The sequence below is a fragment of the Saccharopolyspora terrae genome (genome assembly GCF_004348435.1).
Taxonomy (GTDB): domain Bacteria; phylum Actinomycetota; class Actinomycetes; order Mycobacteriales; family Pseudonocardiaceae; genus Saccharopolyspora; species Saccharopolyspora endophytica.
In genome coordinates this window covers 1-22,956 of the sequence record NZ_SMKS01000083.1, presented here as the reverse complement: position 1 = coordinate 22,956, position 22,956 = coordinate 1, and the positions used below count along the sequence as shown (strand labels likewise).

The following is a 22,956-nucleotide window of genomic DNA, read 5'->3' as shown; positions in this document are numbered from 1 at the left end:
GCTGACCCCCACACCCGACCCGTCCCGAACCAACCGTCCCCCAACGAAAACCCATCCCTCCGGCGACCACCCACCCGATTTCAGTGGAAATCAGAACCCGGATTTCCACTGAAACCCGAGACCCAACTTCCACTGAAACCCGGAACCCCAACTTCCGCTGAAACCCGAGTCCCGAGTTCCACTGAAATCGGGAACCGGAGTTCCACTGAAATCGCGTGACCGAGACTTGGAGCGAGCATCATGAGCATCAACTCGAACCCCGGGGTACTGCTGTACCCGCGGATCCGGAAATCGCCGTTCTTCTACGCCTCGCGGCGTCACGGGGTGGCGATGTACAGCGTCTACAACCACACCTACCACCCGAGGCACTACGGAGATCCGGTCGCCGAGTACTGGGCGCTGCTGGAAGGCGTGACGCTGTGGGACGTCGGCGTGGAGCGACAGGTCGAGATCACCGGACCGGACGCGTTCGAGTTCACCAACATGCTCGTGCCCCGCGACCTCACCAAGTGCAAGGTCGGGCAGTGCAAGTACGTGTTCGTCACCGGCACCGACGGCGGCATCCTCAACGACCCGGTGCTGCTGCGCCTGGGCGAGAACCACTTCTGGCTCTCGCTGGCCGACAGCGACGTGCTGATGTGGGCCAAGGCCCTGGCCCACGGGCTGGGCATGGACGTCGACATCCGCGAACCCGACGTCGGCCCGGTGCAGGTCCAGGGCCCGAAGTCCGGCGCGGTGATGGCGGAGCTGTTCGGCAAGTCCATTTTGGATATTCCCTATTACTACGCGGTGGAACGAGAGCTTGCTGGGATGCGAGTGGTGGTCTCGCGCACCGGCTACACCGCGGAGCTGGGCTACGAGATCTACCTGCACGACGCCTCCCGCGACGGCGTGCGGCTGTGGGATGCGATCTGGGAGGCCGGCGAGCCGCACGACCTCACCGTGATCGGCCCCTGCCACATCCGGCGGATCGAGGCCGGGATCCTGTCGTGGGGCTGCGACATCACCGCCGACACCAACCCCTTCGAGGTCGGCTACGGCTTCGAGAAGACCTGGATGGTCGACCTCGACCAGGAGGCTGACTTCATCGGCAAGGACGCGTTGCGCCGCATCAAGCAGGACGGCGTGAGCCGCAAGCTCGTCGGCGTGCGCATCGACGGTCCGAGCGTGGGCTCGTTCAACGACGGCGCGATGATCGACGTCTTCGAGGTGCACGACCCGCACGGGCTGCGGATCGGCGAGGTCACCTCCGCCGCCCACTCCCCGCGCATCGAGGGCAACATCGGCTACGCGATGGTCCCGATCGCCTACCAGGAGCCGGGCACCGAGCTCGTCGTGCACACCCAGCACGGCCCGCAGCAGGCGGTCGTGTCCGAGAAGCCGTTCCTGGACCCGACCAAGGACATCCCCAAGCGCCTGGCGCGGAGCGCGTGAAGGGGGCGAGATGACATCTGAACTGCGGCGGTCCCTCGACCGCATGCGCTACGAGGTGCTGCCGGTGGGCAACGCCCGGGTGGAGGCGCTCGATCCCGGCAGCACGGTGACCGTGACGGCCTCGCCGGCCAGAGGCATCGGACCGACCATCGACTGCACCGAGCGGCTGGCCGCGATGGGCCTGCGCGCGGTGCCGCACCTGGCCGCGCGCTCGATCCGCGATCACGCGCACCTGACGGGCGTGCTGGACCGGCTGGACGCCGCCGGGGTGAGCGAGGTGTTCGTGATCGCCGGGGACGCCGCGAAACCGCTGGGCGAGTTCACCGATTCCCTCGCGCTGCTGCGCGCGATGGAGCGGATGGGGCGGCTGCCGGCGCGCATCGGCATCGCCGGTTACCCCGAACGGCACGCGTTCATACCAGACGACTCCGCCGTTCGGGCCATGTCGGACAAATCTCACTACGCCGACTACGTGGTCTCGCAAATCACGTTCGATCCCGGGACGATCATCGATTGGGCCTTTGACCTGCGGAAGCGCGGGGTGGAGGCACCCGTGTACGTGGGTGTCCCCGGGGTGGTGGACGCCCATCGGCTGTTGCGCATCGCGCTGAAGATCGGGTTGGGTGAGTCGACGCGGTTCCTGCGAAAGCAGTACGGCGCGGTCTCGAAGATGTTGGCACGCTACACGCCGGAGGAGCTGCTCGACGAGCTGTCCCCGCAGCTGGGCGACCCGGATTCGCCGATCGCGGGCTGGCACCTGTTCACCTTCAACGAGGTCACCAAGACGGTGCAGTGGCGCGACGATCTGGCGGCCCGGCTGTCCGGCTACGCGGACCGACCGGCGTAACCGACACCTCGCAGGAGGTCCTGGCATGACCATCCCGTCCGATTTGGACATCTCCCGTGCGACAGAGCTGCGCCCGATGGACGACATCGCAGCACAGCTCGGCATCGGGGAACACCTGTTGGAGCCCTACGGGCGCAACGTCGCGAAGATCTCGCTCGACGCCATCGACGAGCTCTCCGACCGGCCACGCGCCCGCTACGTCGTGGTCTCGGCCATCACCCCCACACCGCTGGGCGAGGGCAAGACGACCACGACGGTCGGGCTCGGGCAGGCGCTCAACCACATCGGCAAGCGCTCCACGGTCGCAGTCCGGCAGCCCTCGATGGGCCCGACCTTCGGTATCAAGGGCGGCGCGGCAGGCGGCGGGTACAGCCAGGTCGTCCCGATGGAGGCGCTGAACCTGCACCTCACGGGCGACATGCACGCGGTCACCGCGGCCCACAACCTGCTGTCGGCGATGGTCGACAACCACCTGCACAAGGGCAACGCGCTGGGCATCGACCCGCACCGGATCACCTGGCGCCGGGTGCTCGACGTCAACGACCGCGACCTGCGCAACATCATCTCCGGCCTCGGCGGCAGGCAGGACGGCGGACCGCGCCAGACCGGTTTCGACATCACCGCGGCCAGCGAGGTGATGGCGGTGCTGGCGCTGTCGACGTCGCTGGCGGACCTGCGGCAGCGCCTCGGCCGCATCGTCGTCGGCTACAAGCCCGACGGCGAGCCGGTCACCGCCGAGCAGCTCAAGGCCGCGGGCGCGATGGCCGTGATCATGCGCGACGCGCTCAAGCCGAACCTCATGCAGACCACCGAGAACACGCCGGTGCTGGTGCACGCCGGGCCGTTCGGCAACATCGCGCACGGCAACTCCTCGATCGTCGCCGACCTGGTGGGCAGCCGCTGCACGGACTACCTCATCACCGAGGCGGGTTTCGGCGCGGACATGGGCGCCGAGCGGTTCTTCAACATCAAGTGCCGCACCTCCGGGCTGCAACCGGACGCCGCCGTGCTGGTGGCGACGGTCCGCGCGCTCAAGGCGCACTCCGGGCGCTACAAGGTGGTGGCGGGCAAGCCGTTGCCGCCGGAGATGCTGGAGGAGAACCCCGACGACGTGCTCGCCGGTGCCGACAACCTGCGCAAGCAGATCGACAACATCCGGTTGCACGGCGTCTCCCCGGTGGTGGCGATCAACGCCTTCCCGAGCGACTTCACCAGCGAGCACGAGGCGATCCGGCAGGTCGCCGAGGCCGAGGGCGCGCACGTGGCGGTCAGCAACCACTTCACCGAGGGCGGCAAGGGCGGCACCGAGCTCGCCGAAGCCGTCGTCGCGGCCTGCGAGGAACCGGCCGGTTTCCAGGTCCTCTACCCCGACGAGGCCGATCTGCGCACCAAGATCGAGACCATCGCGACGAAGGTCTACGGCGCCGACGGCGTCAGCTACGCACCGGCCGCGGCCAAGTCGATCGACAGCTACGAGGCCAACGGCTACGGCGACCTGCCGGTCTGCATCGCCAAGACGCACCTCTCGCTGAGCTCCGACCCGACGCTGCTCGGCGCGCCTACGGGCTGGACCCTGCCGGTCCGCGAGGTCCGCGCCTCGGTCGGCGCGGGATTCGTCTACCCGATCTGCGGGGACATGCGCACCATGCCGGGCCTCGGCTCGCACCCGCAGGCCGAGTCGATCGACCTCGACGCCGACGGCAACATCACCGGACTGATGTGAAGGTCGAGATCAGCACCGACAGCGCGGACGGTGCGGTGGCCGCGGACCGCCTCGGGGCCGACCGGATCGAGCTGTGCTCGGCCGGGGCGCTGGGCGGGCTCACGCCCGGGCCCGGTCTGCTGTCGGCGGTGCTCGACCGGTGCCACCGCAGTGCGGTGCACGTGCTGATCCGACCTCGGGAGGGCGGGTTCGCGTACTCGCCCACCGAGGTCGCCGCGATGCGCGCCGACGTCCGGCACGCCGCGTCCGCGGGAGCGGCCGGTGTCGTCGTCGGGGCGCTCGGGGAGGACGGACGGCTCGACGCCGCCGTGCTCGGCGAGCTCATCGCCGAAGCCGGCGGCGTCCCGGTCGCCCTGCACCGGGCCGTCGACGTCTGCCCGGACCCGGTCGAGGCCGCCCACACCGCGGCTGACCTGGGCATCCGGCGCATTCTCACCTCGGGCGGCGCGGCACGCGCCGAGGACGGCGTCCCGGTGCTGCGGCGCATGGCGCGAGCGGGCGTCACACTCACCGCCTGCGGCGGGATCCGCTCGCACAACGCCCGCCGCATCGCCGAAGCCACCGGCATCGACGAGATCCACGCGGCACCCCGCCGACAGGTCCCCTCCCCCGGCGGCCAGGTCGACTTCGGCTCCCACCACGTCCTCGACGAGGCCGAGACGCGCGACCTGATCGCCGCGGCCCGTCGCGACTCGCTAGCGTGACCGGCATGGGAATCGTCCGGTCCGTGGTGCTGTTCGTGCTGGCCGCCGTCGCCGAGATCGGCGGGGCGTGGCTGGTGTGGCAGGGCGTGCGGGAGCACAAGGGGCTGCTGTGGATGGGCGCGGGCGTCGTCGCTCTCGGGATCTACGGGTTCGTCGCCACGCTGCAACCGGACGCGAACTTCGGCCGCATCCTGGCCGCCTACGGCGGTGTCTTCGTCGCCGGATCGCTGCTGTGGGGCGTCCTGCTCGACGGCTTCCGCCCGGACCGCTGGGACGTCATCGGGGCGCTGATCTGCCTCATCGGCGTCGCCGTGATCATGTACGCCCCGCGCCCGGTGTGAGCCTGCCGCTCACTCCGCCAAGGTGAGGTCTGCGAACCTGACCGGGAAGCCCGCGCCGTCCGGGGAGGCGCACATGGGGCCGGCCTGGGCCGGGACGTCCGGCGGGAAGTAGGCCATGCGGAGGATGTTCACGGGTTCACCGTCCTCGGCGGCGCAGCGGACGTGGACGGCGTCCTCGAAGCGCTCGATCTCGACGGTCACCGACTCGACCTCGCCGTGGGCCACCGACAGCGGCAGCAGGCTCCAGTCGGAGTGCTCGCGGGTGACCACCGCCGACAGGTACTGCTCGCCGTCGACGTACTCGATGCCCGCTTTGATCCAGTTCCGCTCGTCGATGCGCAGCATCAGCCCGGCCTGGTCGTGCTGCTCGCGGTAGTCGCCGAAGAACCTGGTGCGCATCCGGAACTGGGCGCCGACGGGTTGCAGCAGTGCGTGCCCGGTGTCGCGGTTGAAGCCGTAGTGCGTGGTCTGCCAGAAGTCCGTGTCGGTGTCGCTGGTGACCGTCAGCCCGGCGTAGCTCAACCAGTTCGCCGGTTCGTTGAGCCACTGCCACCCGTTGAGCTCGAACAGCGTGAGATCTTCGGCTCGCTGCATTGCCCACCGCTCCGTTCGGTCCAGGCAACCGCCGTGGCGGTCCGCAATCCCCCCGACGCACCGTCAGGCAACGGAGGATACCGGGCTCCCGGGGGCGGAAGTGAGCACGTCTCGTGATCAGATGACCACCCGGAGTCGGGTCAGCGGACCACGGTGACCGGGCAGACCGCGTGGTGCACGATCTTCATCGCGACCGAGCCGACGAGCATCCCGGTGAACGCGCCGTGCCCCTTGTTGCCGACCACCAGCAGGTCGGCCTGGCGGGACAGCTTGACGAACTCGTCGATGACCTGGCCCCGGATCAGCTTCGCCTGGATGTCGAGGCTCGGGAAGTCCGGCTTGACCTGGGCCATGGCCGAATCCAGGGCCTGCTTGCCCTGCTTCTCCAGTTCCGCGTCGGTCGACGGGAAGCGGTAGCCGAACTGGACGGGCTGGTGCCAGACCGTGACCGCGTGCACGATTCCGCCCACCTGCCGCACGTGGTCTGCGGCCCAGCGCAGCGCGCGCACCGATTCCTGAGATCCGTCCACTCCCACGACGACGGTCTGCGGCATGACGAAACCCCTCCACGAGTTGCCGTGATCTCGCCCGAGATCGTAGGGCGGTTGCGGCAGACCCGCAGCGCGTCAGAGCTCGCCGACGTCGGTGATGCGGACGACCGCGCTCCCGGCTTCGTCGGAGGCCGCGAGGTCGACTTCGGCGCTGATGCCCCAGTCGTGGTCCTCGGCCGGGTCGGCGAAGATCTGCCGCACCAGCCAACGCTCGGACTCCTCGGTGATCATGATCATCCGCGGGCCGCGCGCGTCCGGACCGATGCCGATCTCGTCGTGCTCGTCGAAGTAGTCCTCCAGCGCGTCCGCCCACGCGTCGGCGTCCCAGCCCTCGTCCGCGTCGAGTTCGCCGAGCGCCTCGTAGCGGCGCAGCGCGGCGAGTTCGACGCGGCGGAACAGCGCGTTGCGCACCTGCACGCGGAAGGCGCGCAGGTTGCGGGTGACGCGCTCGGGCTCGACCGGTGCGGCCTCGGCGGGATCCTCGCCGGGGTGGCGCAGCTTCTCCCACTCGTCGAGGAGGCTGGAGTCGACCTGGCGGACCAGCTCGCCGAGCCACTCGATGATGTCGGTGAGCTCCTCGGTCTTGGCGTCGTCGGGCACCGTGTGCCGCAGCGCCTTGTAGACGTCGGCGAGGTAGCGCAGCACGAGCCCTTCGGAGCGGGCGAGCCCGTAGTGGTTGACGAACTCGACGAAGTTCATCGCCCGCTCGTACATGTCGCGCGCGACGGACTTCGGCGACAGCTCGTGCTCACCGACCCACGGGTGCCCCTTGCTGTAGGTCTCGTAAGCGGCTTCGAGGAGCTCTTCGAGCGGCTTGGGGTGGGTGATCTCCTCCAGCAGCTCCATGCGCTCGTCGTACTCGATGCCGTCGGCCTTCATCTGCGCGACGGCCTCACCGCGGGCCTTGAACTGCTGCTGCGACAACACCTGTCGCGGATCGTCCAACGTGGACTCGATGACGCTGAGCACGTCCAGCGCGTAGGTCGGCGACTCGGTGCCGAGCAGTTCGATGGCGGCCAGCGCGAACGGCGACAACGGCTGGTTGAGCGCGAAGTCGAACTGCAGGTCCACCGTCACCCGGACCCTGCGGCCCTGGTCGTCGGGGGTGTCGAGCTGCTCGACGACGTCGGCGGCCAGCAGCGCCCGGTAGATCGCGATGGCCCGCAGGATGTGCCTGCGCTGGGTCGGCCGGTCCTCGTGGTTGTCCTCCAGCAGGTGGCGCATCGCCGAGAAGGCGTCCCCCGGCCGGTTGATGACGTTGAGCAGCATGGAGTGGCTGACGTTGAAGCTGGAGCGCAGCGGCTCCGGCTCGGCCTCCACCAGCTTCTCGAAGGTCTTCTCGCTCCACGACACGAAGCCCTCGGGAGCCTTCTTGCGCACCAGCTTGCGCTTCTTCTTCGGGTCGTCCCCGGCCTTGGCCAGCGCTCGCTCGTTCTCGATCTCGTGCTCCGGCGCCTGCACCACGACGAAGCCGGCGGTGTCGTAACCGGCACGACCGGCACGACCGGCGCGACCGGCGATCTGGTGGAACTCGCGCGCCTTGAGGTGTCGGGTGCGGATCCCGTCGTACTTGGTCAGCCCGGTGATGAGCACGGTGCGGATCGGCACGTTGATTCCCACGCCGAGCGTGTCGGTGCCGCAGATGACCTTGAGCAGCCCGGCCTGCGCGAGCTGCTCCACCAGCCGCCGGTACTTGGGCAGCATCCCGGCGTGGTGCACGCCGATGCCGTGCCTGACCAGCCGCGACAGCGTCTTGCCGAAGCCCGCGGTGAACCGGAAGTCGCCGATCGCCTCGGCGATGGCGTCGCGCTGCTCGCGGGAGGCGACCTTGACGCTCATCAGCGCCTGCGCCTGCTCCAGCGCGGAGGCCTGGTTGAAGTAGACGACGTAGATCGGGGCCTGCTGACCTGCGAGGAGTTCCTCGATGGTCTCGTGCAGCGGGGTCTTGGCGTAGCGGAAGTTCAGCGGGATGGGCCGCTCGGCGGAGGTGACCACCGCCGTGGTGCGGCCGGTGCGGCGGGTCAGGTCCTCCTCGAAGGAGCTGACGTCGCCGAGCGTGGCCGACATGAGCACGAACTGGGCGCGCGGCAGCTCCAGCAGCGGCACCTGCCAGGCCCAGCCGCGATCGGGTTCGGCGTAGAAGTGGAACTCGTCCATCACGACCTGGTCGACGTCGGCGTCCGCGCCGTCGCGCAACGCGATGTTGGCCAGGATCTCCGCGGTGCAGCAGATGATGGGCGCGTCGGCGTTGACGCTGGAGTCGCCGGTCATCATGCCGACGTTCTCCGCGCCGAAGACGTCGACGAGGCTGAAGAACTTCTCCGAGACCAGCGCCTTGATCGGCGCGGTGTAGAAGCTGCGCTTGCCGGTGGCCAGGGCCGCGAAGTGCGCGCCGGTGGCCACCATGCTCTTACCCGACCCGGTGGGGGTCGACAGGATCACGTTCGCGCCGGTCACGACCTCCATCAGCGCTTCTTCCTGCGCCGGGTAGAGCTCGATGCCCAGTGAGATCGTCCATTCGACGAACGCCTCGAACTGGGCATCGGGATCGGGATCGCCGGCGGTGAGCGCTGGGAGCTGGTCGGTGAGCTTCATCGTCCCCCCATCGTCCCTGGCCACCCCCAGCGCTGGTCACCCGGGGTGGCCAGGCACGACCCTTCCTCCGGCCCGGTGTCGTTGCTGGTGGAAGACCCCGGTGATCAGCGACCATGGGGGATGGCCTCGATGTCGGGCGAGAGGAGAGGCGCCATGTCGACCCGCAACGTGCGCTTCGTCGGCGGGCCGCTGGACGGCAGAGTCCAGGACCTGCGCGACCACGAAGCAGTCGCAGGCCGCCTGCTCAAGCACATCCACCTGCACGACGGCCCCAAGATCGAAACCCAGTACGAACTCCACTACACCCCGGAGCACGGCTGGGTCTACCACCTCTGCGGCACCCAGCCGTAGCTGCGCAGGACGAATGAGGCCTCCGTCAGGCAAGCGACGAAGTCGGTTTCTCCGTGCCCCACCTGAGCAACTCGCACCGCCGCGGGTTCTCAGACGTCTTCTGGGGAGAACAGCCGTAGCGCCGTGTATTGGACATACATCAGTCTCGGATCCCGGAGCCAGAAGGCGTCTGAGGTTCCGCTTCCCGCACCGCTGAGCAAGAAGACCACTGAGTAGTTGCCTGCGGTCCCGTCACCAGCAGAAGTGAACACCGTTTACCATTCAGAGACACGCGTCACAGATTTGATCGGTTTCACATCCGAATTAGCGGCTTACCATCCTCCGTATGGTGGCGCACTCGACGACGAGCGGCGGCCGGCCGGAGCTCCCGCTGGCTGCGGAGTTCCCGGAGCCGACCCGCGAGCAGTGGCAAGCCCAGGTCCACAAGGTGCTGGAACGATCCGGTCTGGTCGGTGATGAGCCGCCTGCCGGTCCGGTCGAGGACGTGCTGAACTCGACGACCCACGACGGCATCCGGGTGCGCCCGCTCTACACCTCCGCGCCCGCCGATCCGGGACTTCCGGGCTTGGCGCCGTTCGTGCGCGGCAGCCGGCCGCAGGGCGGCGTCGCCGAGGGCTGGGACGTGCGCCAGCGCCACGAGCACCCCGATGCCGCGGAGACCAACCGCGAGGTCCTGGCCGACCTCTACAACGGCGTCTCCTCCCTGTGGCTGCGCCTGGGTGCGTCCGGGATCGCGGTCGACGACCTGGCTGACGCGCTGAACGGCGTGCACCTGGACATGATCGGCGTGACGCTGGACGCGGGCGCGGATTTCGCCGCCGCCGCGAACGCCTACCTGGCGCTTGCCGTCGAGCAGGGCGTGCCGTCCGGTGAGCTGCGCGGCAACCTCGGCGCCGACCCGCTGGCCGTGCAGGCGCGCACCGGCCAGGCCGGTGACCGCGACGCCGCCGTCGAGCTCGCCCGGCGCTGCGCGGCCGAGTTCCCGCAGCTCACGTCTCTGACGGTGGATGCGCTGCCGTTCCACGACGCGGGCGGTTCCGACGCCGAGGAGCTCGGCTGCTCGCTGGCCGCCGGGGTGACCTACCTGCGGTGGCTGACCGAGGCCGGACTCGACGTCGACACCGCCGCCGGTCAGCTGGAGTTCCGCTACGCCGCCACCGCGGACCAGTTCCTGACCATCGCCAAGCTGCGCGCCGCCCGCCGCCTGTGGGAGCAGGTGACCCGCTCCTCCGGGGTCAGCGAGCCCGCCCGGGCGCAGACCCAGCACGCGGTGACCTCGCAGGCGATGCTGACTCGCCGCGACCCGTGGGTGAACATGCTGCGCGGCACGATCGCGACCTTCGCCGCCGGGGTCGGCGGGTCCCAGTCGGTCACCACGCTGCCCTTCGACGCCGCCATCGGCCTGCCGGATGACTTCGCCCGCCGCATCGCCCGCAACACCCAGGCGCTGCTGCTGGAGGAGTCCCACCTCGCGCAGGTCATCGACCCCGCAGGCGGCTCCTGGTACGTCGAATCGCTGACCGACGAGCTCGCCCGCAAGGCGTGGTCGTGGTTCCAGCGCATCGAGGCCGTCGGCGGCATGCCGGAGGCCCTGCGGTCCGGGCTGGTGGCCGAGGAGATCGAGGACACCTGGCAGAACCGCCGCGAGGCGATCGCGCGTCGCAGCGACGCCATCACCGGGGTGACCGAGTTCCCGAACCTGCACGAGGCGCCGTTGGAGCGCAGCCCCGCGCCGGAGCAGCCCGGCGGCGGCTTGCCGGTGCACCGCTACGCGGAGGACTTCGAGGCGCTGCGCGACGCCGCCGACGCGCAGCTGGCCGACACCGGTGAGCGCCCGGCGGTCTTCCTCGCCACGCTGGGGTCGCTGGCGGCGCACAACGCGCGGGCCTCGTTCGCCCGCAACCTGTTCGCCGCGGGCGGTCTGGAATCCACCGAAGCAGGTGCGACGGACACGACCGACGCGGTGCTGGCCGCCTACTCGGGCGCCCCGGTGGTGTGCCTGTGCTCCAGCGACAAGATCTACGCCGAGCGCGCCGCCGAGACCGCGCAGGCGCTTCGGCAGGCCGGCGCGAAAACCGTCCTGCTGGCCGGGAGACCGAGCGACGTCGACGGCGTCGACGGCTACGTCCACGCCGGTTGCGACGCGCTGACCGTCCTCGACGCCGTGCACGCCGAGTTGGGAGTCCGACGATGACGCAGATCCCGAACTTCGCCGACGTCCCGCTGGACGCCCCGTCCGGCGCGGACGAGGACCGCTGGCGCTCGGAGGTCCTGGCGGCCACCGGCAAGGAGTCCGACGCGCTGGCGTGGGAGGCCCCGGAGGGCATCGACGTCAAGCCGCTCTACACAGAGTCCGATGTGGACGGTCTGGACTTCCTGTCGACCTACCCGGGTCTGGCGCCGTTCCTGCGCGGGCCGTACCCGACGATGTACGTCAACCAGCCCTGGACCGTGCGCCAGTACGCGGGCTTCTCCACCGCCGAGGCCTCCAACGCCTTCTACCGCCGCAACCTCGCCGCCGGGCAGAAGGGCCTGTCGGTCGCCTTCGACCTGGCCACCCACCGCGGCTACGACTCCGACCACCCCCGCGTCGGCGGTGACGTCGGCATGGCCGGTGTGGCGATCGACTCGATCCTGGACATGCGGCAGCTCTTCGACGGCATCCCGCTGGACAAGATGAGCGTGTCGATGACCATGAACGGCGCGGTGCTGCCCATCATGGCGCTGTTCATCGTCGCCGCCGAAGAGCAGGGCGTCGCACCCGAACAACTCGCCGGGACCATTCAGAACGACATCCTCAAGGAGTTCATGGTCCGCAACACCTACATCTACCCGCCGCAGCCCTCGATGCGGATCATCTCCGACATCTTCGCCTACACCAGCCAGAAGATGCCGAAGTTCAACTCCATCTCCATCTCCGGCTACCACATCCAGGAAGCCGGAGCGACCGCCGACCTCGAACTCGCCTACACCCTCGCGGACGGAGTCGAATACCTCCGCGCGGGCAAGCAGGCCGGGTTGGACATCGACTCCTTCGCGCCCCGGCTGTCGTTCTTCTGGGGCATCGGCATGAACTTCGCGATGGAGGTCGCGAAACTCCGCGCCGCACGGCTGCTCTGGTCGAAGCTCGTCAAGCAGTTCGAGCCGACCAACCCCAAATCGCTGTCGCTGCGCACCCACTCGCAGACCTCCGGCTGGTCGCTGACCGCCCAGGACGTCTACAACAACGTCGCCCGCACCTGCGTCGAAGCCATGGCCGCCACCCAGGGCCACACCCAGTCCCTGCACACCAACGCCCTCGACGAAGCCCTGGCGCTGCCGACGGACTTCTCCGCGCGCATCGCCCGCAACACCCAGCTGGTGCTGCAGCAGGAATCCGGCACCACCCGGGTCATCGACCCCTGGGGCGGCAGCTACTACCTCGAGAAGCTCACCCAGGACCTCGCCGAACGCGCCTGGGCCCACATCACCGAGGTCGAGGACGCAGGCGGCATGGCCCAGGCCATCGACGCCGGCATCCCGAAGCTGCGCATCGAGGAAGCCGCCGCCCGCACCCAGGCGCGCATCGACTCCGGCCGTCAGCCGCTCATCGGCGTCAACAAGTACCGCTACGACGGCGATGAGCAGATCGAGGTCCTCAAGGTCGACAACGCCGACGTCCGCAACCAGCAGCTGGACAAGCTCCGCCGGTTGCGGGAAGAGCGCGACACCGCGGCCTGCGAGGACGCCCTGCGCAAGCTGACCGCGGCCGCCGAGGCCTCGCTGTCGGACGACCGGCCCAACGACCTCGCCCACAACCTCCTCGCGCTGGCCGTCGACGCCGCCCGCGCCAAGGCCACCGTCGGGGAGATCTCCGACGCGCTGGAGAAGGTCTTCGGACGCCACTCCGGCCAGATCCGTACGATCTCCGGCGTGTACCGGGAGGAATCCGGCCCGTCCGAGCAGCTCGAATCGGCCCGCCAGCAGGTCGAGGACTTCGCCGAGGCCGAAGGCCGCCGACCGCGCATCCTCGTCGCGAAGATGGGCCAGGACGGCCACGACCGCGGCCAGAAGGTCATCGCCACCGCCTTCGCCGACCTCGGCTTCGACGTCGACGTGGGCCCGCTGTTCCAGACCCCCACCGAGGTCGCGCGCCAGGCCGCCGAAGCCGACGTGCACATCGTCGGGGTCTCCAGCCTCGCCGCCGGACACCTCACCCTGGTGCCCGCGCTGCGCGAGGAACTGGCCGCCATCGGCCGCGAGGACATCATGATCGTCGTCGGCGGCGTCATCCCGCCCGCCGACTTCGACGCCCTCCGGCAAGCCGGAGCCTCGGCGATCTTCCCGCCCGGCACCGTCATCGCCGACGCCGCCTCCGGACTCCTCGACGAACTCCGAACCCGCCTCGAACACTGATGCCGCGCAAGATCGACATTCACGACTACGCCCGGGGCGTCCTCGACGGCTCGCGCACCAAGCTCGCGCAGGCCATCACCCTGGTGGAGTCCACCCGCGCCGACCACCGCGCGCTGACCCAGGAGCTGCTCACCGAGCTGCTCCCGCACACCGGCGGCGCGCACCGCATCGGCATCACCGGTGTGCCCGGCGTGGGCAAGTCGACGTTCATCGAGGCGCTCGGCTCGATGCTCACCGAGCAGGGGCACCGGGTCGCGGTGCTGGCCGTCGACCCGTCGTCGACGCGCAGCGGCGGCAGCATCCTCGGCGACAAGACCCGCATGGGCCGGCTCGCCTCGGACCCCTCGGCGTTCGTGCGGCCCTCGCCGTCGGCGGGCACGCTCGGCGGCGTCGCCCGCGCCACGCGCGAGACGATCCTGCTGATGGAAGCCGCAGGCTACGACGTGGTGCTGGTGGAGACCGTCGGCGTCGGGCAGTCCGAGGTGACGGTGGCCGGGATGGTCGACTGCTTCCTGCTGCTGTCGCTGGCCCGCACCGGTGACCAGCTGCAAGGCATCAAGAAGGGCGTGCTGGAGCTCGCCGACATCATCGCCGTCAACAAGGCCGACGGCGAGCACGAGAGGGAGGCCAAGAAGGCAGCCCGCGAGCTCCGCAGCGCCCTGCGACTGCTCACCCCGGTCAGCGCCTCCTGGACTCCCCCGGTCCTGACCTGCAGCGGCCTGCAGTCGCTGGGCCTGGACACCCTCTGGGAGCAGATCCGCCAGCACCGCGAGACGCTGTCGGAATCCGGCGAACTGGCGGCCAAGCGCAGCAGCCAGCAGATCGAGTGGACCTGGTCGATGGTCCGAGACCAGCTCATCAGCGACCTCACCCACGACCCCGAGGTCCAGTCGATCCTCCCCACCATCGAATCCCAGGTCGCCGAAGGCAAACTCCCCCCGGCCCAAGCAGCCCAAACCCTCCTCTCAGCCTTCCGGAGCAGCGAGAACACCCTCTGACGCAGTCGGTTTCACCCATCGCGCACCCTTCCCGGTTCTCCGCAACGCACCCGTTTCGACCAACGTTCGAACATTGACGATCTTCCGCGTTTCTGGAACGTTGCTGTTCCACAGAGCCTCGAACCCTCGCTCCACGACGCTGTCCGCGCACGCCACGCGCGGCGGGCGTTCGCTGCTCTGCTGGGAGGCAGAAGTGAGCAACGAGCCCCAGGGCTTCTCCGGTACCGCGAAGAACGTAGTTCAGGCCACCAGCATCAGCGGCGGTGTGCACTTCCACCACAACGGGTTCGACGCCCCTGTCCCGCATCAGCTTCCGACATCGATCAAGCACTTCACCAACCGCGAAACCATCCTCGCCGGCTTGAACTCCTTGCTGGACGAACCGGCCGACGGATCCACCCCGACCTCGCTGGTCGTCGGTTCCGGCGGGGTGGGGAAGACTTCCCTGGCCACGTACTGGGCACACCGGGTCCGGGAGCGATTCCCGGACGGCGATCTCTACGTGGACCTGCACGGCTACCACGACACGCGCCGAGTGCCGCCGGACGACTCGCTGGAGAGCATCCTGTGCGCACTCGGCGTTCCCGGGGACCGCGTGCCCACGGACACGGACGCGAAAGCGGCGATGTACCGGTCGTTGCTGCACGGCCGCCGTATGCTGATCCTGCTCGACAACGCGGCCACCGCGGAGCAGGTGCGCCCGCTGCTTCCGGACTCACCCACCTGCCTCGTGCTGGTCACCAGTCGCAACCGCCTGCCGAGCCTGCTCACTCGCGAAGGAGCGATTCAGATGGCGCTGGACGTGCTTCCACCGGAGCACGCGGCCGAACTGCTGCGCAGCACCGTTGGCGCGGACCGCATCGACGCCGAACCCGAAGCCGCCTCCGAGCTCGCCCGACGATGCGGCTACCTGCCGCTGGCACTGCGCATCGCCGGAGAACGCCTGGTGTCCAGCCCGCACCTGCGCATCTCCGAGCTCGTGGCCGAGGTGGCCGAAGAACGGCTCGACGCGTTCTCCACGGAGGACGAGTTCGGCTCGATCCGCGCGGTGTTCGCCTCCTCCTACCGAGCTCTGCCACCCGAGGCCGCCACGTTGTTCCGCTTGCTCAGCCTCCCCGAGAGCCCGGACATCTCGGTGCCGGCCGCGGCGGCGCTGGCGGGGCTCACCTCCACCAGGACCAGGCGCTTGCTGGAGACCCTCGTCGGCGCCCACCTTCTCGACGAACACCAGCCGCGACGCTTCCGGTTCCACGACCTGATCAGCACCTTCGCCGCCGAATGCGCTGAGGCCGACGCAACCGCCGACGAACGCGATGCGGCGGTACGCCGCTTGCTCTCCTGGTACCTGCACGCGATGATCAGCGCGTCGTGGAAGGTGGCGCCGGAATTCACGCGCATCGAGCTCGACCACCCGGAACCCATCGGCGACGTACCAGAATTCACCGACCGGGCAACGGCTTTGCACTGGTACGACGACGAGCGCCAGAACCTGCTCGCCGCCATCCGGCTGGCTTCGGCCCGGGACGAGCGGGTTTTCGCGGTGCAGCTGCCGGTTGAGCTGTTCGCGTTCCTGCTGACCCGGCGCAGGGTGACCGACTGGCTGGAGACCCACCGGATCGGGCTCACCGCGGCACGGGCCCGCGGTGATCACCTCGCCGAGGCTTGGCTGCTGACCAGCGTGGCCATCGCCCACCGCACGTGCGGCGACTACGAGTCGTCGCTGTCGGACCTTGAGCGCGCGGTGCAGCTGTGGCAGCGGTTCGGCCCCGAGTGGGCGCAGGCCTGGGCGCTGCGGGATCTCGGCGCTGTGTACCACCAGTTGGGCCGGCACACCGAGGCCGACGAGGCGTTGGAGACCGCTCAGGCGATGCACGTCGCCCTCGGCGACGAGTGGGGCGAGGCCACCGCGCTCAGCGCGCTCGCGTTGACCGAGTGCCACATCGATCAGTTCGACGAGGCGTTGATGCACCTGGAGCGGGCGATCGAGATCCGCCGGTCGCAGGGCGACCGGCGCAACGAGGGCACCTGCTTGAGCCACATCGGCATGGTGCTCGGCGAGATGGGCCGGACCGATGAGGCCGTCGAGAGGATCGAGCAGGCGCTGGAGATCCACCACGAGGTCGAGTTCGCCTACGGCGCAGCTCTCTCCCACGAGCGCCTGGCCGACCTGTTCGACCGGAACGGGCAGGCCGATCGAGCCCGAGAGCACCGCCGGATCGCCGCCGAGCTCTACGACGACCTCGGCGTGCCGCACTCCCTCTCCGCCTGACCGCTCGGGACCGGGCAGGGGCCCGCTCGCACGTGGAACAGCTGATCACGACGCTTCTGAGAAGGCCCGTCAGACTCGTCACCCGAAGGGAGCTCCCCCGTCCGCTCAGCGGGGTGGGTGCGGACGGATACTGACCGGGTCGTCGAGGAGGTGTAGATGCGGATCAACGTGGATCCCGAGTCCGATGTGCCGCCCTTCGAGCAGGTGCGTTCGGAGATCGCCGAGCAGATCACCAGCGGAGAGCTGGTGGTCGGCGCGAAGCTGCCCACCGTGCGCGGACTCGCTGCCGAGCTGGGGATCGCGGCGAACACCGCTGCGAAGGCCTACCGCGAGCTGGAGCACGCCGGCCTGATCGAAACACGCGGCAGAGCAGGCACTTTCGTCAGCGATGCGGGTGACCAGGCTGCCGCCCGGGCCGCCGAGGCCGCGGCGACCTACGCGCAGATCACCCAAGCGCTGGGCATCCCGAAGACCGAGGCGCTCGCGATCGTGCAGGCCGCGCTGAAGGCCTAGGAGGCTCCCGGCGACCGCCTAGCCGACCTCGGCCTGCAGGCCTCGCATCGTCGCGATCTCGTCCTGCTGGGTGACCAGGACGTCCTGGGCCATCTCGTGGACCTGCTCGTCGCGGCCGGTGGACAGCAGCTGCGTCGCCATCGTCACCGCGCCCTCGTGGTGGGCGATCATCAAGCGCAGGAACATCCGGTCGTAGTCGGCGCCGCGCGACGCCGCCAGCTGGGCCAGCTGCTCCGGCGTGGCCATGCCCGGCATCGTCGCGTGGTCGTGCCCGTGATGCCCGGCGTGCTCGGCGCCGTGGGTGTTGAGCCAGCCCTGCATCATCCCGATCTCCGGTCCCTGCGCGCCGCTGATGCGGTCCGACAGGGCCCGCAGCTTCGGGTTCTGCGCGCGCTCGCCGGTCAGCGCGGTCATCTCCACCGCCTGCTGGTGGTGGGCGATCATGTTGCGCAGGTAGTCGACCTCGGTCTGGCTCGCGCCGCCGCGATCCGGAGCCGCGCTGGCCACGACCTGCGGCTGATCTCCCGGGGCGCCGGGCAGCACGACCGGCGGGCCGGACGGCGCGGGCGGCTCCGCCGCGCACCCCGCCAGCACGCCCGCTGCCAGCAGAATTCCGCCTAGCGACATCCGCAACATCGTTGCCCCTTCTGGGAAAACCGGGAAAAAACCGCCGAAAAAGCCTATTCCGACAAGAATCTGGCAACACGATACTGGGCAGATGCGGTTGTCCGAAACCGCTGTCGACGGCTGCCCAGGGGTGGCGGCGGCGACTTCGTCGAACCAGGGGGTTGATCGGTCTTGATCCCTCAGTCCACCGGCCGGAGGCGCGCGCTGGGCGCGGCCATCGGAGCGCTGGTGCTGGGCTTGTCGCTCGCACCTGCGACGGCCGCGACACCGCCGAGCGACGGTCCCGAGCAGTACTCCGCTCAGCAGGTCCCGGCACCGAAATCCGAGATCGACAAGAGCGAGAACATCGATCACGTGGCGAACCTGCCCAAGCAGGCGCCCTTCAACACCTTGGACGCCTACGGCACCGACATCGCGTTCAAGCAGAACATCGCCTACGTCGGCAACTACGACGGTTTCGTCGTCTACGACATCGCGAACCCGAAGAAGCCGCGCATCATCACGCAGGTGCAGTGCCCCGGCGGGCAGGGCGACATGTCCATCTCGGGCAACCTGCTGTTCGTCTCGACGGACTACCCGCGCAGCAACAACACCTGCACCAGCGAGGAGACCGACTCCGCCGATCCCAACGGCTGGGAGGGCATGAAGGTCTTCGACGTCAGCGACCCGGCCAAGCCGCGCTACGTCTCGGCGATCGCGACCGACTGCGGTTCGCACACCCACACGCTCGTGCCGGACAAGGCCGGCGAAGCGGTGTACCTCTACGTCTCGTCCTACGGTCCGAAAGCGGAGTTCCCGAACTGCCAGCCGCCGCACGACAAGATCTCCATCATCAAGGTGCCGCTGGCCAACCCGGCCGCTCCCGAGCTGATCAACGCCCCGGTGCTGTTCCCGGACGGCGGCAACCCGGGTGCCCCGGACGGCATCAGCGCCACCACCGGTTGCCACGACATCACCGCGTTCCCGTCCAAGGACCTCGCGGCGGGCGCGTGCATGGGTGACGGCGTGCTGTTCGACATCTCCGACCGGGAGAACCCGCGCGTGATCAACCAGGTCCGCGACGACACGAACTTCGCGTTCTGGCACAGCGCCACGTTCAACAACGAGGGCACCAAGGTCATCTTCACCGACGAGCTCGGCGGTGGCGGTGCCGCGACCTGCAACGAGGCCACCGGCCCGACGCGCGGCGCCAACGGGATCTACGACATCACCGGCTCCGGCGCCGACTCGAAGCTGGCGTTCAAGAGCTACTACAAGATCCCGCGCCACCAGGCCGACACCGAGAACTGCGTGGCGCACAACGGATCGCTGATCCCGGTCGCGGGCGGCGACTTCATGGTCCAGGCGTGGTACCAGGGCGGCATCTCGGTGTTCGACTTCACCGACTCCACCAAGCCGCAGGAGATCGCCTACTTCGACCGGTCGGCGTTCAACCCGAACGAACTGCAGCTGGCGGGTTCGTGGTCGGCGTACTACTACAACGGCCACATCTACTCCAGCGGCATCCAGGAGGGCCTGGACGTCCTCGACCTGCGGGACGAGCGGACCGACTCCGCCAAGAAGGTCCGCTACGAGGAGTTCAACCCCCAGACCCAGCCCGTCTACCAGAACTGATCCTCGACGCGAAGGCCCCCACCGCAGGAAGCGCGAGGTGGGGGCCTTCGTCGTTCGCGGTCCGCTCAGGTGCGGATGAGGCTGTCCGGGACGTCGAAGGACAGGAGGGGTTCTCCGAGGTGCGGGCCCGCGGCGACGGAGCAGCCGATCTCGCGCCAGAGGGCGAGCTGCTCCTGCGTCTTGACGTCGTCGACGCACAACCACACGCCGTTCATCAGCGGGATCAGGGAGCGGAGGGCCTGGATCTCGGGCACGTCCGGGCGCTCGGCCTCGTGCACCAGGCGGATGAGGTCGCGGGACAGCCGCACCGAGTCCACCGGCAGCTCGCGCAGCAGCCGGAGTTCACCGGGCGAGCCGGTGAAGTCGTGCAGCGATGCCTTGACACCGCGCGAGTTCAGGTGCCGCAGGTTGTCCCGCGCCTCCTCGTTCTCGCTGATCGCGGCGATCGGCATGCACAGCCGCAGCCAGCACGGATCGAGCTCCGATGCGTCGAGCACCCGGTGCACGACGGCCGCCAGGTCGGGGTCGCGGCCTTGATCGGGGCTCAGCGACACCGACAACCGCACCTGGTGGCCGGCCTCGTGCCACTCCTCGAGGTGCTGCCAGGCGGTCTGCAGCATCCAGTCGCGCATCGACAGCGTCACCCCGGAGCGCTCGGCCAGGCGCAGGCAGTCGGCGTGCTCGATGACGCCGAAATCACCTGTGTCCCAGCGGAACTCGGCTTCCAAGGTGCAGAGCTCGCCGCCGGAGATCATCACCTGCGGGCGGTAGACGACGTCGAACTCGCCCATCTCCAGCCCGCCGGGCATGATCGCCGCGAGCTGGCTCTCCTCGCGCTCCTCCGGGGCCAGGTCGGGGTCGAACAGCGCCCACTGCCGCTTGCCCGCGGCTTCCGCGCGCCGCAGCGCGACGTCCGCCGCCCACAGCATGTTCGCCGCGTCGGCGTCCTCCACGACCCGTTGCACCACGCCGATGCTGGCGGAGGCCGCGATGCCGCGTCCGGCGACGTAGACGGGTTCGGCGAGCATCTCGTTGATCAGCTGGGTCATCACCGGGACCGTCGGCGTCTCGGCCTGCTCCCAGACCAGCAGCGCGAACTCGGTGCCTCCGAAGCGGGCGACGAGCGCCTCCTCGTCCTCGACGAGGTTCTCCAGCCTGCGCGCGACGGTCCTGATCAGCTGGTCGCCGACCGGGTAGCCGAGCCCGTCGTTGATCAGCTCGAAGCCGTCCAGCGCCAGCTGGTAGAGCGAGAGCCTGGCGTCGCGGGGCAGGTTGACCAGCGCCGCTTCCAGGCGGGTGTGGAAGAAACCGCGGTTGGGCAGACCGGTCAGCGCGTCGTGCAGCGCCTGGTGCTGGAAGCGGTCCTGCAGCAGGTGCAGCTCGGTGATGTCCTCGACCATGGTGACCACACCGCTCGGCGCCCCGTCGGCCCCGCGCAGCACGGAGACGCCCAGGTAGCACCACGCGGCCTGACCGTCGGCGCGCACCAGGCGCTTGCGGTCGCTGATCCGCTTGGAGTTCGCGCCGTCGATCAGCTCGCGGTAGGAGGCGCGGAGGTACTCGGCGTCGTCGGGGTGGAAGAGCCGATCGATGGTCATCGGCACCAGGTCGTCGGCCTGATACCCGAGCACCTGCTCGAAAGCCGGGTTGACCTGCACGAACCGGCCTTCGAGGTCGCTGATCGCGACGCCGATCGGGGTGGAGGTGAACACCTCGCTGAAGCGCGCTTCGCTGGCCTTGAGCTCGCGATCGGTCTCGAGCTTGGAGGTCAGCAGGGCCTTGTTCAGCGTCTCCTGCTGGGCGAAGGTGCTCTCCCGGTCGGCCGCGGCGTACCCGGCGGCGATCTCGGTGAGCACCGACAGCAGCGCGTCGACCTTCGTGGTGTCCGAGAGCAGCGCGTCCTGAAGAACCCTCAGGGTCACCGAGAGGCTTTCCTCGCCGGTGGCGCGGATTTCGACGAGCCGGGCACCCACGGCACGACCGGTCTCGACGGCCCGGGAGCTGTCGCCCAGCGCGAGCACGACCATGTCCAGCAGTTCCGCGAGGGAGGCCTCGACCTCTTCGGGGGCGAAGGGGAGGTAGGAGGTGGCGCGGAGTTCGGCGGTCCAGCGGCGCGCGACATCGGCCCGCCACTCGGACTCCGGCGGTGGTCCGACCGGATCTCCCTCGCTCATCTCACCCGTCCGTCAGCGTCAACCTGGCGAAGCGAAATCGATCTGCGCGCGCACCCGGTGGTGCGCACCCGGACAGGATACCGGGCGAGCATGACCAGGGCGTGAAGGCCGTCGGATCAAAATCGATCAACCCGAGGTTGATCAGTGCGCCTCCTCCAGCGTCTCGCCGTCGGCGACCAGCGCGTCGATCTGCGCCACGTCGGTCTCGTCGAGGGTCAGCGCACCGGCGGCGGCGTTCTCCTCCAGGTGCTCGACCGACGAGGTGCCCGGGATCAGCAAGACGTTGCGGGAGCGGTTCAGCAGCCACGCCAGCGCCACCTGCGCCTGGGTGACGCCGTGCTTGCCCGCGATGGACTTCAGGGTGTCGTCACGCCGCGCCCGGCTGTCGGCGAAACCGGAGCCCAGCGGGAAGAACGGCACGAAGGCCACGTCCGCCTCGGCGGTGGCGCGCAGCAGGGCGGCGGAGGTCCGGTTGACCGCGTTGTAGAGGTTCTGCACCGAGGCGATCGGGGTGATCGCCCGCGCCTCCTCGAAGTGATCCACCTCCACATTGGACAGACCGATGGTGCGGATCAAGCCCTGCTGCTTGAGCTCGTGCAGGGCACCGACCTGGTCGGCGAAGGCGATGCCGTCCTGCGGGCCCATGTCGCGCAGGTAGACCAGGTCGAGGGCGTCGACCCGCAGCCGGCGCAGGTTGTCGTGCACCTGGGAGCGCAGCGCGGCCGGGTGGTTCAGCGGGAGCCAGTTCGCCTTGTCGTCGCGGTAGGCGCCGATCTTGGTCGCCAGCACCAGGTTCGCGGCGTAGGGGTGCAGGGCTTCGGCGATCAGCTCGTTGACCACCCACGGCCCGTAGAAGTCGCTGGTGTCGATGTGGTCGATGCCGAGCTCGACGGCGCGTCGCAGGACCGCGACCGCCGCGTCCCGGTCCTTCGGCGGGCCGAACACGCCCGGACCCGCCAGCTGCATCGCGCCGAACCCGACGCGGTTGACCGCCAGGCCGCCGCCCAGCTCGAACTCGCCACCCAAAGCATTCGCAATCGTCACGCTGCGATGCTGCTGGACAACCGACCGCGCGGCAAGAAATAGTGCCTACGCACACCTAGGAGCTGTTTAGGAACGTGGGGCCCGGTGGTTGAACATAGTGAGGTCTCCGGTAGATGGATCAGCGACGAAGAAGATCAACATCTATCCGGAGACCTCGGTGGGAAGCGTATCGGTTGGCGCGC

The 22,956-nt window shown here is 69.3% G+C and carries 18 protein-coding genes; 12 read left to right on the top strand and 6 right to left on the bottom strand.

The features are described from left to right. The first annotated feature begins 240 nt into the window (after positions 1 to 240). The 5 genes from E1181_RS28110 to E1181_RS28090 are packed head-to-tail and all read left to right on the top strand — an operon-like array spanning position 241 to position 5,049. A complete protein-coding gene (locus E1181_RS28110) occupies positions 241 to 1,434 on the top strand; it encodes a glycine cleavage T C-terminal barrel domain-containing protein (protein WP_132679422.1) in 1,194 nt (397 codons plus the stop codon). Positions 1,435 to 1,444: 10 nt separating this feature from the next. Further along, positions 1,445 to 2,281: a methylenetetrahydrofolate reductase gene (locus E1181_RS28105; protein WP_132679420.1), complete on the top strand. Its 837-nt coding sequence runs from the start codon at positions 1,445 to 1,447 to the stop codon at positions 2,279 to 2,281. Between the two features lie 25 nt (positions 2,282 to 2,306). After that, positions 2,307 to 4,004 carry a formate--tetrahydrofolate ligase gene (locus E1181_RS28100; RefSeq protein ID WP_132679418.1) on the top strand — a complete coding sequence of 566 codons (1,698 nt, stop codon included), beginning with the start codon at positions 2,307 to 2,309 and terminating at the stop codon, positions 4,002 to 4,004. Next, positions 4,001 to 4,708, top strand: coding sequence for a copper homeostasis protein CutC (locus E1181_RS28095; protein ID WP_132679416.1), 708 nt, complete (start codon positions 4,001 to 4,003; stop codon positions 4,706 to 4,708). The genes E1181_RS28100 and E1181_RS28095 overlap by 4 nt, the downstream gene beginning before the upstream one ends. Positions 4,709 to 4,713: 5 nt before the next feature. Beyond that, entirely contained in the window at positions 4,714 to 5,049 is a 336-nt protein-coding gene (locus tag E1181_RS28090) for a YnfA family protein (protein ID WP_132679414.1), read from the top strand. 9 nt (positions 5,050 to 5,058) lie between these two features. Here the strand turns inward: E1181_RS28090 and E1181_RS28085 are convergent, their stop codons facing one another. From E1181_RS28085 to E1181_RS28075, 3 genes are all read right to left on the bottom strand, one after another. Then, positions 5,059 to 5,643, bottom strand: a complete 585-nt coding sequence (locus E1181_RS28085; RefSeq protein WP_132679412.1) for a DUF1349 domain-containing protein — start codon at positions 5,641 to 5,643, stop codon at positions 5,059 to 5,061. A 140-nt stretch (positions 5,644 to 5,783) separates the two neighbouring features. Next, the gene (locus E1181_RS28080) at positions 5,784 to 6,197 is read right to left on the bottom strand and encodes a universal stress protein (RefSeq protein ID WP_132679410.1); all 414 of its coding nucleotides are present in this window, start codon (positions 6,195 to 6,197) and stop codon (positions 5,784 to 5,786) included. A 72-nt stretch (positions 6,198 to 6,269) separates the two neighbouring features. Further along, positions 6,270 to 8,789, bottom strand: a complete 2,520-nt coding sequence (locus E1181_RS28075) for a DEAD/DEAH box helicase (protein WP_132679408.1) — start codon at positions 8,787 to 8,789, stop codon at positions 6,270 to 6,272. Between the two features lie 153 nt (positions 8,790 to 8,942). Between E1181_RS28075 and E1181_RS28070 the strand changes: the two genes are divergently transcribed. The 6 genes from E1181_RS28070 (at position 8,943) to E1181_RS28045 (ending at position 17,315) form a co-directional block, all read left to right on the top strand. Then, a complete protein-coding gene (locus tag E1181_RS28070) occupies positions 8,943 to 9,140 on the top strand; it encodes a hypothetical protein (protein ID WP_132679406.1) in 198 nt (65 codons plus the stop codon). A gap of 325 nt (positions 9,141 to 9,465) precedes the next feature. Beyond that, the gene (mutA, locus tag E1181_RS28065; RefSeq protein WP_132679404.1) at positions 9,466 to 11,334 is read left to right on the top strand and encodes a methylmalonyl-CoA mutase small subunit; all 1,869 of its coding nucleotides are present in this window, start codon (positions 9,466 to 9,468) and stop codon (positions 11,332 to 11,334) included. Continuing rightward, entirely contained in the window at positions 11,331 to 13,535 is a 2,205-nt protein-coding gene (gene scpA / locus E1181_RS28060; RefSeq protein WP_132679402.1) for a methylmalonyl-CoA mutase, read from the top strand. The genes mutA and scpA overlap by 4 nt, the downstream gene beginning before the upstream one ends. After that, the gene (gene meaB / locus E1181_RS28055) at positions 13,535 to 14,533 is read left to right on the top strand and encodes a methylmalonyl Co-A mutase-associated GTPase MeaB (RefSeq protein ID WP_132679400.1); all 999 of its coding nucleotides are present in this window, start codon (positions 13,535 to 13,537) and stop codon (positions 14,531 to 14,533) included. The genes scpA and meaB overlap by 1 nt, the downstream gene beginning before the upstream one ends. A gap of 193 nt (positions 14,534 to 14,726) precedes the next feature. After that, positions 14,727 to 16,802: an ATP-binding protein gene (locus E1181_RS28050; RefSeq protein WP_165944769.1), complete on the top strand. Its 2,076-nt coding sequence runs from the start codon at positions 14,727 to 14,729 to the stop codon at positions 16,800 to 16,802. A gap of 156 nt (positions 16,803 to 16,958) precedes the next feature. Then, entirely contained in the window at positions 16,959 to 17,315 is a 357-nt protein-coding gene (locus tag E1181_RS28045; RefSeq protein ID WP_132679396.1) for a GntR family transcriptional regulator, read from the top strand. Positions 17,316 to 17,333: 18 nt separating this feature from the next. Here the strand turns inward: E1181_RS28045 and E1181_RS28040 are convergent, their stop codons facing one another. Then, positions 17,334 to 17,951 carry a DUF305 domain-containing protein gene (locus E1181_RS28040; RefSeq protein ID WP_132679394.1) on the bottom strand — a complete coding sequence of 206 codons (618 nt, stop codon included), beginning with the start codon at positions 17,949 to 17,951 and terminating at the stop codon, positions 17,334 to 17,336. Between the two features lie 165 nt (positions 17,952 to 18,116). Here E1181_RS28040 and E1181_RS28035 point away from each other — a divergent pair, with 165 nt between their 5' ends. Further along, positions 18,117 to 19,556: an LVIVD repeat-containing protein gene (locus tag E1181_RS28035; RefSeq protein WP_132679426.1), complete on the top strand. Its 1,440-nt coding sequence runs from the start codon at positions 18,117 to 18,119 to the stop codon at positions 19,554 to 19,556. A 65-nt stretch (positions 19,557 to 19,621) separates the two neighbouring features. Here the strand turns inward: E1181_RS28035 and E1181_RS28030 are convergent, their stop codons facing one another. Further along, positions 19,622 to 21,730, bottom strand: coding sequence for a putative bifunctional diguanylate cyclase/phosphodiesterase (locus E1181_RS28030; protein ID WP_132679392.1), 2,109 nt, complete (start codon positions 21,728 to 21,730; stop codon positions 19,622 to 19,624). A 141-nt stretch (positions 21,731 to 21,871) separates the two neighbouring features. After that, a complete protein-coding gene (locus E1181_RS28025) occupies positions 21,872 to 22,774 on the bottom strand; it encodes an oxidoreductase (protein WP_165944768.1) in 903 nt (300 codons plus the stop codon). Positions 22,775 to 22,956 lie beyond the last annotated feature (182 nt).